Consider the following 12,416-nt stretch of genomic DNA (forward strand, 5'->3'; position numbering starts at 1 on the left):
GGGCGGGCCCTGTCGTCGATGGCGCCGCCGGCTCAGAAGTCCTCGCCGAGGTCGACGGAGCCCTCGACCGCGACCTGGTACGCGGACGGGCGCCGCTCGAAGAAGTTCGTCAGCTCCTGGACACCCTGGAGCTCCATGAACGAGAACGGGTTCTCCGAGCCGTACACCGGGGCGAAGCCCAGCCGGGTCAGCCGCTGGTCCGCGACGCACTGGAGGTACTCGCGCATGGACTCGGTGTTCATGCCCGGCAGACCGTCGCCGCAGAGATCGCGGCCGAACTGCAGCTCGGCCTCCACGGCCTCCGCCAGCATGTCGGTGACCTGTCGCTGGAGCTCGTCGTCGAACAGCTCCGGCTGCTCCTTGCGGACCGTGTCCACGACCTCGAAGGCGAAGTTCATGTGCATGGTCTCGTCCCGGAACACCCAGTTGGTGCCGGTGGCCAGACCGTGCAGCAGCCCGCGCGAGCGGAACCAGTACACATAGGCGAAGGCGCCGTAGAAGAACAGCCCCTCGATGCAGGCGGCGAAGCAGATCAGATTCAGCAGGAAGCGGCGCCGGTCGGAGTGGGACTCCAGCCGGTCCAGCTTCTCGACCGAGTCCATCCACGTGAAGCAGAACTGCGCCTTCTCGCGGATCGAGGGGATGTTCTCGACCGCCGCGAACGCCGCCGTGCGGTCCTCCGGGTCGGGGAGATAGGTGTCGAGCAGCGTCAGATAGAACTGGACGTGCACGGCCTCCTCGAAGAGCTGACGGCTGAGGTAGAGCCGCGCCTCGGGGGAGTTGATGTGCTTGTAGAGCGTCAGCACCAGATTGTTGGCGACGATCGAGTCACCGGTGGCGAAGAAGGCCACCAGCCGGCCGATCAGATGCTGCTCGCCGGGGGTGAGCTTGGCGAGGTCGGCGACGTCGGAGTGGAGGTCGACCTCCTCCACCGTCCAGGTGTTCTTGATCGCGTCCCGGTAGCGCTCGTAGAAGTCCGGGTAGCGCATCGGGCGCAGGGTGAGTTCGAAGCCCGGGTCGAGCAGGTTCTTGGTCTCGGACGGAGTGGACATTACTGGCAGGCCTCGCAGGACTCGGGGTTCTCCAGGGAGCAGGCGACCGCCTCTTCGGGGGTGGCCTGCACCGGTACGGGTACGGGGGCGGCGGCGGGAGCGTTGCCGGACGCGGCACGGGCGATCCGGGTCGCCGGGCGGGAGCGCAGGTAGTACGTGGTCTTCAGGCCCTGCTTCCAGGCGTACGCGTACATCGAGCTGAGCTTGCCGATGGTCGGCGTCTCCAGGAACAGGTTCAGCGACTGCGACTGGTCCAGGAACGGGGTGCGGGCGGCGGCCATGTCGATCAGTCCGCGCTGCGGGATCTCCCACGCCGTGCGGTACAGCTCGCGCACCTCGGCGGGGACCCAGGTGAAGCCCTGGACCGATCCATTGGCCTCGCGCAGCGCCTCCCGGGTCTGGGCGTCCCAGACGCCGAGCCGCTTCAGCTCCTGCACCAGATAGGAGTTGACCTGGAGGAACTCACCGGAGAGCGTCTCGCGCTTGAAGAGGTTGGAGACCTGCGGCTCGATGCACTCGTACACACCCGCGATGGAGGCGATGGTGGCGGTCGGGGCGATCGCCAGCAGCAGGGAGTTGCGCATCCCGGTGGTGGCGATGCGCTCGCGCAGCGCGGCCCAGCGCTCCGGCCAGTTCAGCTCGACACCGTAGTGGTCCGGGTGGAGCACTCCGCGCGCGGTCCGGGTCTTCTCCCAGGCGGGCAGCGGTCCGTTGCGCTCGGCGAGGCCGGCGGAGGCCTCATAGGCGGCGAGCATGATCCGCTCGGCGATCCGGGTGGAGAGCGCGCGGGCCTCGGGGGAGTCGAAGGGCAGCTTCAGCTGGAAGAAGACGTCCTGGAGGCCCATGGCGCCCAGGCCCACCGGGCGCCACCTGGTGTTGGAGCGCCCGGCCTGCTCGGTCGGGTAGAAGTTGATGTCCACGACCCGGTCGAGGAAGGTCACGGCGGTACGGACGGTCTCGTCCAGCCGCTCCCAGTCGATGTCGCCGCCGGAGACGAAGGCGCCCAGGTTGACCGAGCCCAGGTTGCAGACGGCGGTCTCGCCGTCGTCGGTGACCTCCAGGATCTCGGTGCAGAGATTGGAGGAGTGGACCGTGTGGCCCGGCAGGGCGGTCTGGTTGGCGGTGCGGTTGGAGGCGTCCTTGAAGGTCATCCAGCCGTTGCCGGTCTGGGCGAGGGTACGCATCATCCGGCCGTACAGCTCGCGCGCGGGCATCGTCTTGCGGGCCAGGCCCGACGCCTCGGCCTTGCGGTAGGCGGCGTCGAACTCGTCGCCCCACAGATCCACCAGCTCGGGCACGTCCGAGGGGGAGAACAGCGACCACGCGGTGTCGGCGTCGACCCGGCGCATGAACTCGTCCGGAATCCAGTGCGCGAGGTTGAGGTTGTGGGTGCGCCGGGCGTCCTCGCCGGTGTTGTCGCGCAGCTCCAGGAACTCCTCGATGTCCGCGTGCCAGGTCTCCAGATAGACGGCGGCGGCGCCCTTGCGCCGGCCGCCCTGGTTCACCGCCGCGACCGAGGCGTCCAGGGTCTTGAGGAACGGCACGATGCCGTTGGAGTGCCCGTTGGTGCCGCGGATCAGCGAGCCCCGGGCCCGGATGCGGGAGTACGAGAGCCCGATGCCGCCGGCGTGCTTGGAGAGCCGGGCGACCTGGTGGTAGCGGCCGTAGATGGAGTCCAGCTCGTCCTGCGGGGAGTCCAGCAGATAGCAGGAGGACATCTGCGGGTGGCGGGTGCCCGAGTTGAAGAGGGTGGGGGAGGAGGGGAGGTAGTCGAGCCGGCTCATCAGCCGGTAGAGGGCGGCGACCTCGTCCAGCGCGCGCGCCGACTCGTCCTCGGCGAGCCCGCAGGCGACCCGGAGCATGAAGTGCTGCGGGGTCTCGATCACCTGACGGGTGATGGGGTGGCGCAGCAGATAGCGGCTGTAGAGGGTGCGCAGTCCGAAGTAGCCGAAGCGGTCATCGGCGTCCGGGTCGATCAGCTCGTCCAGGCGGGCGGAGTGGAGCGTGACGAAAGCGGCGGTCCGGTCGGCGATCAGGCCCTCGGTGTGGCCGACGGCGACCGAGGCGGAGAAGGAGACCGAGCCCTGGCCGGCCGCCTCGTCCGCGATGGCGCGGGTGAGGAGCCGGGCGGCGAGCCGGGAGTAGGCCGGGTCCTCGGAGATGAGCCCCGCGGCGGCGTCGGTGGCCAGCCCCCGGAGTTCCGCCGCGTCCGACCCGGCGTGCCGGCCGCGCAGCGCGGCGGCGGCGACCTTGCCCGGGTCGGTGTCCGGCAGATCGGCGGTGAGGTCGGTGAGGGTCCGCAGCAGTGCGGTCCCGGGTCCGTCCCCGGGCTGCCCGGAGACGGGTCCGGGGACCCGTCCGGGAAGCTGTCCGGACACCTGCTCGGAGGTGCCTGAAGCCGGATCGGCTGGCGCGATGGTCACGTGGTGCTCTCCCTCGCTCGGCTCACGGGCCGGCGGGCGGGAGGGCACGCCGCAGGGCGCGCGTACCCGGTTCCGGGCAGCACTCCGCACGGCGTCCGCCGACCCAACCGCGAGGCCCGGACGTCTCGGCACCCGGGTCGGTCGAGCCGGGTGCGCTGCCGGCAGACGCCCGGACTCGCGTGGTGCGACAAAGGGCACCACAGCACACCGTTGCGGGACAGTTCCGGATTCGCACCGGATTCCTCTGCGACGACAGCGAGATGAGCATACATGTGGGGGCGGGGGGTGGTGGTACCCCCCAGATGTTGTGTCGCGGGGGTGTTGAGCCCTCTACACAAGGTCACCTCCGGAGGGGCTGCCGAGCCCCTCCGGAGAGCCTGCGAGCCCCTTCCCGACCCCCTGCGAGGGGTGCGGCTCCGGGGGCTGTCGTCAGGCGGGGGTGGGGCTGAGTGTGCTCGGGCTGCCCGTGGCGCGGGGCGGCGGGCTGGGTCGGCTCGGGCTGCCCGTGGCGCGGGGTCCGTCCGCAATCTCCCCCGGAGCCGCCTCTGGGAGGTGCTCCCCCCGGACGGGCCGGGTTGCCCGGGTGGGCCGGGATGTCCTCTTCGGGGAGCGGAGGCGTGGCCACTCGGCGCCACCGGTGAGTGGAGGCATGCCCGCTCAGCCTCGCCGGTGAGCCGAGGCACGAATTCCAGCCCCGCCGGCGTTTGAGGCGCGGGGGTTCGGGGGCTGGCCCCCGACCGTGGCCCGCGGGATGCGGGGTCCTGTGGCGCGGGGTCCGTCCTCAAACTCCCCCGGAGCTGCCTCTGGGAGGCGCCCCCGGACGGGCTGAGATTGCTCGGGTTACCTGTGGCACAGGGTCCGTCCTCAAACTCCCCCGGAGCTCCCTCTGGGAGGCGCCCCCGGCCGGGCCGGGGTGCCCGGGGTGCCCGGGGTGCCCGGCGGGGCATGGCGACGGCCCCGCGTCGGTGGGCCCGGAGAGGGGGCCGCGGCGCGGGGCCGGCCAGGGAGGAGCGGTCAGGGAGTGGGGCGCTTCAGGCGGGCGACGAACTTGTACCGGTCACCCCGGTACACCGACCGCACCCACTCCACCGGCTCCCCCTCCGCATCCAGCGAATGCCGCGACAGCATCAGCATCGGCAACCCCACATCCGTCCCCAGCAACCCCGCCTCGCGCGGCGTCGCCAGCGACGTCTCGATGGTCTCCTCCGCCTCCGCGAGATGAATCCCGTAGACCTCCGCGAGAGCCGTGTACAGCGAGGTGTACTTCACCAGGCTCCGCCGCAGCGCCGGAAAGCGTTTGGCCGAAAGATGCGTTGTCTCGATCGCCATCGGCTCCCCGCTGGCGAGCCGCAGCCGCTCGATCCGCAACACCCTCCCCCCGGTGGTGATGTCCAGCAGCCCCGCCAGGGTGTCATCCGCCGTCACATACCCGATGTCCAGCAGCTGAGACGTCGGTTCCAGCCCCTGGGCGCGCATGTCCTCGGTGTACGAGGTCAGTTGGAGCGCCTGGGACACCTTCGGCTTGGCCACGAAGGTGCCCTTGCCCTGGATGCGTTCCAGCCGCCCCTCGACCACCAGCTCCTGGAGCGCCTGGCGTACCGTGGTCCGCGAGGTGTCGAATTCGGCCGCAAGTGTGCGTTCGGGGGGCACGGGTGTCCCGGGCGGCATAGTCTCTGTCATGTCCAGAAGGTGGCGCTTGAGCCGGTAGTACTTGGGTACCCGCGCGGTACGTGTCTGAGGTCCGCCCTCGGTCTCCGTACCCACCCCGTCCGTGGTCATGCCCCGCCTTCCCGACTCCTGCGTTGCTGCCGTCACCGGCTCCTCCGTCTGTAGCGGCTCACATGGTGGCACGGTCCGGTCACGGGTCGTCGCCCTCCCTCAGGTGTCGGTCCTATAACGGACGCGACTGCCCTTCTTATACACCCTTGACACCCCTAAAGGTCTAGGCCAAGCTCCGGGTACTGGTCTAAACCATTAAAGACCAGGTCCCAGCCCCACGGGCAGACCGAAAAGCGCTGTCTCTGCGTGTTGTGCGACTCCCGGGCGGTGGGGGGAAATCTGCATCCCTGAGGAGGGTGTCGTGAAGCGCAAGCTCATATCCGCCGTTGGCGTGGCGGCAATGATGGTTTCGGTCGCGGCCTGTGGCTCGGACAGTGACGACAAGGCCAAGGACCCCAAGGACCGGACCGGTAATCTCACCGTCTGGCTCATGAACGACGCGCAGTCGACCTGGCCCGAGGTCGTCAAGGCGGCGAACGACGAGTTCAAGAAGAAGTACCCGAAGGTCAACGTCAAGGTCCAGTACCAGCTGTGGGCCGACAAGACCCGCAAGCTCGACGCCGCTCTCTCCGGTGACTCCTTCCCGGATGTGGTCGAGCTCGGCAACACCGAGACCATGACGTACATCCTCAACGACGCCCTCGCCGAGATCGACGAGAGCAAGTACCAGAACTCGGACACCTGGATCAAGGGTCTGAAGGACACCTGCACCTACGAGGGCAAGCTCTACTGTGTGCCCTACTACGCCGGTGCGCGCGTCGCGATCTACAACAAGGAGATGTTCAAGGAGGGCGCGGGCGTCGACAAGCTGCCCGCGACCGAGGCCGAGCTGACCAAGGCCCTGGACAAGCTCCAGACGAAGTACGGCAAGGACAAGGCCTACTCCCCGCTCTACCTCCCGGGCAAGTACTGGTACGCCGCGATGTCCTACGTCGCCGCGTACGGCGGCCAGATCGCCAAGTACGACGAGGGCTCGAAGAAGTGGGAGTCCCAGCTCTCCACCCCCGAGGCCCAGAAGGGCATCGAGCACTACGTCAACCTGGTCAAGAAGTACAACAAGGCTGACAAGACCAAGGACGAGCAGGACCACGCCAACGTCATGGCCAACGAGAAGACCGCTCTTCTCTACGGCAACGGCTGGGAGGCCGGCAGCGTCGTCGACTCCGAGGGCAGTGGCAACAAGGAGCTGAAGGGCAAGATCGACGTCGCCGGCATGCCGGGCCCCGACGGCAAGGCGCTCCCGTCCTTCATCGGTGGTTCGGACCTCGGTGTCATCTCGAAGTCCAAGCAGCAGGACCTGGGCGAAGAGTGGATCTCGATCTACACGAACGAGAAGAACCAGGAAGCCCTCACCACCAAGAACATCCTTCCGAACAACACCAAGCAGCTGGAGCCGCTGAAGGCGAAGCCGGAGACCGCCGCGGTCGCCAACGCCGTTCCGGACGCCTGGTTCACTCCGATCGCCCCGGGCTGGGCCGCGATCGAGAAGAAGGAGATCCTGGAGCAGATGCTGCTCGAGATCATCCGGGGGACGTCGGTCGCCGATGCCACGAAGAAGGCCGACGAGGAGATCAACAAGCTGATCAACGAGGCGTCCTGACCCCAGCGGTCCTGACCCTCTGATCTCCCCGCGGGGGTGACGGGCCGGCGTTCACGCGCCGGCCCGTCCCTCCGCCCTCAGGCGAACAGTCCGAACGGAAGGCCACGCACGATGAGTGCCGCCGAGCTCAAGACCCCCGGGGGACCGGACCCCCAAGGCTCCGACACGGCCACGGCCGCCAGACGGCCGGATGGTGTCCATGAACCCAAGTTGTCGGGGGGTGGGAAGCGGCCGAAGCGCAAGGGTGCGGCTCTCCCCTATCTGCTGATCCTCCCCACCGTCGTCGCGGTTCTCGCGGTCTTCATCTGGCCGCTGATCAAGACGACGATCATGTCCTTCCAGGACGTGGGCCGCAAAGAGCTGTGGACGGGTGAGCCGGCCCCCTGGGTGGGCTTCGAGCAGTTCACCAACATCTTCGGCGACTCGGCCTTCTGGGACTCGGTCGTTCTGACCGTGATCTTCATGGTCGTGTGCGTGGTCACCACGCTGGTCATCGGTCTGGGTGTCGCGCTGATGATGCAGCGCATGTCGACCTGGGCGCGGCTGTCGCTGACCGCCGCCCTGATCGCCGCCTGGTCGATCCCGGTGATGGTCGCCTCCTCGATCTTCCGCTGGTTCTCCGACTCCGACTACGGCGTCATGAACATGGTCCTGACCAAGTACCTGGGTCTGGACTTCCAGGGCCACAACTGGTGGCTGGACTACAAGCAGGGCTTCCTCATCATCGGCGCGGTCGTCGTCTGGGGCGCCATCCCCTTCGTCTCGATCACGCTGTACGCGGCCCTCACCCAGGTCCCCAAGGAGCTGGAGGAAGCCGCCGCGATCGACGGCGTCAACGCGTTCGGCAACTTCCGCTATGTGACCTTCCCGGTCATCAAGCCGGTCTTCCAGATGGTCGCCACACTGTCGGTGATCTGGGACTTCAATGTCCTCGGCCAAGTCTGGCTGATGCGCGGCGGCAAGCCGGAGCCCGAGTACGAGGTCATCGGCCTCTACGCCTTCAACAAGGCCTTCGAGTCCAACTCCTTCAGCCAGGGCGCGGCCATCTCCCTGATCACCGTGCTGCTGCTGTCCGGTGTCGCCGTGTACTACCTGCGTCAGCTGCTCAAGATCGGAGAGGTCGATTGAGCGCCACCGCCTCCGCGCCGAAGACCGATACGCCCGTGAACACCGTGAAGTCCGTCCCCGCCGCCGGCAAGAAGCAGAAGGCGAAGGACCGTAAGAAGAAGAGCCGCCACGTCTACAACGCCGTCGGGGTCCTGACCTTCCTGGTCATGATCTTCCCGGTGTACTGGCTCGTCGTCAGCTCCCTGCGGCCCAACCGGGAGATCCGCAGCTACGACCAGACGCTCTGGCCGTCGTCGATCACCTTCGACAACTTCTCCCGCGCCGTCAGCTACGAGAACTTCGGCACCGCGATCAAGTCCAGCCTGATCGTCAGCCTCACCGCCGTGGTCGGCGCCATGGTCATGGCCACCGTCGCCGCCTACGCGATCGGCCGCTTCCGTTTCTATGGGCGCCGGGTCTTCATGGTCGTGCTCATCCTGGTGCAGCTGCTGCCGCCGACCGCGATGCTGATCCCGATCTACCTCCAGCTCAACGACTTCGGCGCGCTGAACGAGTACTGGGGCGTCATCGTCATCTACCTCGTCTCCACGCTCCCCTTCGCGACCTGGATGATCCGCGGCTTCGTGATCAACATCCCGAAGGAGCTGGAGGAGTCCGCGATGGTGGACGGGTGCACCCAGATGGGCGCCTTCTGGCGGATCATCTTCCCGCTCCTCGCGCCCGGCCTCGCCGCCGCGTCCATCTACTCGCTGATCAACGCCTGGAACGAGTACCTGCTCGCGTACATCGTCCTCCAGGACAACGACAAGTTCACGCTGAACGTCTGGCTGACGAACTTCACCACCTCCCGGGGCGTCGACTACGGCGCGCTGATGGCGGCGTCGACCATGATCGCGATCCCGGTCGTCATCTTCTTCATGTTCATCCAGAAGAAGATGGCCACGGGTCTCACCTCCGGCGCAGTGAAGGGATAACCGACCGCTATGACCACCGTCGTACGTGGGTCCTCGGACACCCTCACCCGTGACGCCCTGACCGTCCTCCAGCCGGGTTTCGTCGGTACCACCGCCCCCGACTGGCTGCTGCGGCAGATCGGCGAAGGACTCTCCGCCGTCGGGCTCTTCGGCCGGAACATCGTCACCCCCGAGCAGCTGACCGCGCTCAACGCGCAGCTGCGGGCCGAGCGGGACGATGTCCTGGTCGCCATCGACGAGGAGGGCGGCGACGTCACCCGTCTGGAGGTGCGCGACGGCTCGTCCTTCCCGGGCAACTACGCGCTGGGCACGGTGGACGACACCGTTCTCACCCGCGAGGTCGCCCGTGAGCTGGGCCGCCGGCTCGCCGAGTGCGGGGTCGACCTCAACTGGGCGCCCTCCGCCGACGTCAACGCCAACCCGGACAACCCGGTCATCGGCGTGCGGTCGTTCGGCGCGGACGCCCGGCTCGTCGCCCGGCACACCATCGCGTACGTCGAGGGCATGCAGTCCGCCGGCGTCGCGGCCTGCATCAAGCACTTCCCCGGGCACGGCGACACCAATGTGGACTCGCACCACGCCATGCCGCGGATCGATGTGGGGCTCGACACCCTGCACGCCCGTGATCTGCTGCCCTTCCGCGAGGCCGTCGCGGCCGGGCCGAAAGCGGTGATGAGCGCGCACATCCTGCTCCCCGCGCTCGACCGGGACCGCCCGGCGACGCTGAGCCCGCAGATCCTCAACGGTCTGCTCCGCGAGGAGCTGGGCTTCGGCGGTCTGATCATCACCGATGGCATCGAGATGCAGGCCATCGCCTCGACCTACGGCATCGAGCGCGGCTCCGTCCTCGCCATCGCCGCCGGTATCGACGCGATCTGCGTCGGTGGCGGGCTCGCCGACGAGCAGACCGTGCTCAGCCTGCGCGACGCGCTGGTCACCGCGGTCCGCGGCGGGGACCTCCCCGAGGAGCGGCTGGCCGACGCGGCGGCGCGGGTGCGCGCCCTCGCCGACTGGACCCGCCGTGCCAGGGCCGCCGTGGCCGAGCAGGGCCCGGGACAGGGCTCCGATGTCGGTCTGGTCGCCGCGCGCCGCGCGATCCGGGTCACCGCGGGTGAACTCCCGTACACCCCGGTCACCGGCACCCCGTATGTCGCCTCGTTCGCCCCGGAGGCCAATATCGCCGTCGGCGACGAGACCCCGTGGGGTGTCGCGCCGGAGCTGGCGAAACTGCTGCCGGGGACCGTGGCCGACACCTACGGCGAGCCGGAGGGCGAGGTATCGGCCCTGGTGAGCAAGGTGCTGGGCAGCGCCGCAGACCGTAGGATCGTCGCAGTGGTACGTGATGTGCACCGGCACGCGTGGATGGCGGCGGCGCTGGACGCGCTGATCGAGGCCCGGCCGGGGACGGTCGTGGTCGAGATGGGTGTGAACCGGGCGCAGCCCAAGGGCGCGCTCCACATCGCGACCCACGGTGCCGCCCGTGTCTGCGGGCGGGCCGCCGCGGAGGTCATCACCGGCCAGGGCGCCGGAGCCTGACCGGCGCGGACCGGACGTACTGGGGGGCGGGTGCCGAGAGGCCCCGCCCCCCGGCACATGGCAGGCCAGTTGGAGGCACCCACGATGTCCGCCACGCACTCGGCCGAAGAGAGCGAGCGCCCGGGCCGGATCATGGCCGGCGAGATGCTGGAACAGCCCGTGGTGCTGCGGCGCGTCCTGGACCGGGGTGCGCCGCGCATCCATGAGGTGGCCGGTCTGATCGCGGAGCGCCGGCCGCGCTTCGTCCTGCTGACCGCGCGCGGCTCCTCCGACAACGCGGCGCTGTACGCGAAGTATCTGCTGGAGATCCGGCTCGGCCTGCCGTGCGGACTGACCTCCATGTCCACCACGACGGCCTACGGCGCCCGCCCCGATCTGCGGGATGTGCTGGTGGTGGTCGTCAGCCAGTCGGGCGGCTCACCGGACCTGGTCGCCTCCACCCGGGCGGCGCGCGGGGCGGGCGCCGTCACCCTCGCGGTCACCAACAACCCGGACTCCCCGCTGGCGGCGGTCGCCGAGTTCCACATCGACATCCTGGCCGGCGCCGAGAAGGCGCTCCCGGCGACCAAGACCTACACGGCGTCGCTGCTGGCGCTCTACCTCCTCGTGGAGGGGCTGCGCGGTGAGGACGGCTCGGCGGCCGGGGCGCTGCCGGAGCTGGCGGGCCGGGTTCTGGACCGGCAGGACGAGGTGCGCCGGCTGGCGTCGCGCTACCGGTTCGCCGAGCGGATGGTGATCACCTCACGGGGGTACGGCTATCCCACGGCCAAGGAGGCGGCGCTGAAGCTCATGGAGACGAGCTACATCCCGGCCCTGTCGTACTCCGGCGCCGATCTGCTGCACGGACCGCTGGCGATGGTGGACAACATCTCACCGGTGATCGCGGTCGTCCCCGACGGCCGGGGCGGCGAGGCCCTCCAGCCGGTCCTGGACCGGCTGCGCGGCCGGGGGGCGGATCTGGTGGTGGTCGGCCCCGCCGCACCCGTCGAGGCGGCGTCGGCGGGCTTCGTGCTGCCGACCGCGGGGGTCCCGGAGGAGCTCCAGCCGGTCCTGGAGATCCTGCCGCTGCAACTGCTGGCCCATGAGGTGGCCATCGCCCGGGGCCAGGACCCGGACGCCCCGAGGGCCCTGGCCAAGGTGACCGAGACCCACTGAGGCCGTCCGCCGTCTACGGCATGGTCCCGCCGGAGACATCCAGCCAGGCGCCGGTGACCCAGCGGCCGTCGTCGGACGCGAGGAAGGCGACCGCGTCCGCGATGTCCCCGGCGGTGCCCACCCGGCCGAGTGCCGCCCGCGCCGCCTCGCCCGCCCAGATCTCGTCGCTGTCGTGGAGCCAGGCGTTCATATCGGTGTCGATGACCCCGGGGGCCAGCGAGTTGACGGTGATGCCGCGCGGGCCGAGCACCTTGGAGAGATTCAGGCTGAAGGCGTCCAGGGCGGCCTTGGTCATCGCATAGGCGATCATCTCCGGCATCTGCCCCACCCGGGCCAGGCCGGAGGAGATGTTGATGACCCGGCCCCCGTCCCGCAGCCGGGACAGCCCCTCCCTGACCACGAAGAACGGCGCCTTGGTGTTGACGGCGAAGTACCGGTCGTAGGTCTGCTCGGAGATCTCCGTGAAGGGGTCCGGCTTGGCGATCCCCGCGTTGTTGATCACGATGTCGACGCCCGCCGACCCGGTGAGCCGGTCGTACTCGGCCCAGAGCGCCGCCGCGTCCCCCTCGATCCCCAGCTCCTGGCCCAGCGCGAAGGCCGAGCCGCCCGCCGCCTCGATGGCGGCCACGGTCTCCTTCGCGGCGGCCTCGTTGCCGCCGTAGTGCACGGCGACCCGTGCCCCGTCCCGCCCCAGTCGCTCGGCTATGCCCCGTCCGATGCCCCGGCTGCCCCCGGTGACCAGCGCCGTCTTCCCCGAAAGCCGTCCGTCGGACGTTGTTCCGCGCGTGCTCATCGCCGCGCCCCCTCTTCTCTAGCGGTCGCTACAGAA

9 protein-coding genes and 1 riboswitch are annotated in these 12,416 nt (G+C 69.3%); of the genes, 5 read left to right on the forward strand and 4 right to left on the reverse strand.

Features of this window, described 5'->3' with window-relative positions:
- Positions 1 to 32 precede the first annotated feature (32 nt).
- The 3 genes from ABT122_RS22290 to ABT122_RS22300 form a co-directional block, all read right to left on the reverse strand.
- Entirely contained in the window at positions 33 to 1,052 is a 1,020-nt protein-coding gene (locus tag ABT122_RS22290; RefSeq protein ID WP_351554894.1) for a ribonucleotide-diphosphate reductase subunit beta, read from the reverse strand.
- Positions 1,052 to 3,475, reverse strand: coding sequence for a ribonucleoside-diphosphate reductase subunit alpha (locus ABT122_RS22295; RefSeq protein WP_502976181.1), 2,424 nt, complete (start codon positions 3,473 to 3,475; stop codon positions 1,052 to 1,054). Before ABT122_RS22295 ends, ABT122_RS22290 begins: the two co-directional genes overlap by 1 nt.
- Before the next feature lie 169 nt (positions 3,476 to 3,644).
- Positions 3,645 to 3,714, reverse strand: a riboswitch (cobalamin riboswitch).
- Positions 3,715 to 4,489: 775 nt separating this feature from the next.
- Positions 4,490 to 5,254 carry a GntR family transcriptional regulator gene (locus tag ABT122_RS22300; RefSeq protein WP_351554897.1) on the reverse strand — a complete coding sequence of 255 codons (765 nt, stop codon included), beginning with the start codon at positions 5,252 to 5,254 and terminating at the stop codon, positions 4,490 to 4,492.
- 301 nt (positions 5,255 to 5,555) lie between these two features.
- On the opposite strand from ABT122_RS22300, the gene ABT122_RS22305 reads away from it, so the two are divergent.
- From ABT122_RS22305 to ABT122_RS22325, 5 genes are all read left to right on the forward strand, one after another.
- Entirely contained in the window at positions 5,556 to 6,854 is a 1,299-nt protein-coding gene (locus ABT122_RS22305; RefSeq protein ID WP_351554900.1) for a sugar ABC transporter substrate-binding protein, read from the forward strand.
- Between the two features lie 111 nt (positions 6,855 to 6,965).
- On the forward strand, positions 6,966 to 7,982 hold the full coding sequence (locus ABT122_RS22310) for a carbohydrate ABC transporter permease (protein ID WP_351554903.1): 1,017 nt from the start codon (positions 6,966 to 6,968) through the stop codon (positions 7,980 to 7,982).
- Positions 7,983 to 8,113: 131 nt separating this feature from the next.
- Positions 8,114 to 8,896 (forward strand): carbohydrate ABC transporter permease, encoded by a 783-nt coding sequence (locus ABT122_RS22315; RefSeq protein WP_451067230.1) that lies wholly within the window; start codon positions 8,114 to 8,116, stop codon positions 8,894 to 8,896.
- A gap of 9 nt (positions 8,897 to 8,905) precedes the next feature.
- On the forward strand, positions 8,906 to 10,432 hold the full coding sequence (locus tag ABT122_RS22320; RefSeq protein ID WP_351554906.1) for a glycoside hydrolase family 3 protein: 1,527 nt from the start codon (positions 8,906 to 8,908) through the stop codon (positions 10,430 to 10,432).
- An 84-nt stretch (positions 10,433 to 10,516) separates the two neighbouring features.
- Positions 10,517 to 11,587 (forward strand): SIS domain-containing protein, encoded by a 1,071-nt coding sequence (locus ABT122_RS22325; RefSeq protein ID WP_351554909.1) that lies wholly within the window; start codon positions 10,517 to 10,519, stop codon positions 11,585 to 11,587.
- 13 nt (positions 11,588 to 11,600) lie between these two features.
- Here ABT122_RS22325 and ABT122_RS22330 read toward each other — a convergent pair whose 3' ends face one another.
- Positions 11,601 to 12,380 carry an SDR family oxidoreductase gene (locus ABT122_RS22330; RefSeq protein ID WP_351554912.1) on the reverse strand — a complete coding sequence of 260 codons (780 nt, stop codon included), beginning with the start codon at positions 12,378 to 12,380 and terminating at the stop codon, positions 11,601 to 11,603.
- Positions 12,381 to 12,416 lie beyond the last annotated feature (36 nt).

This window comes from Streptomyces sp. NPDC001985 (assembly GCF_040296845.1).
Classification (GTDB): Bacteria; Actinomycetota; Actinomycetes; order Streptomycetales; family Streptomycetaceae; genus Streptomyces.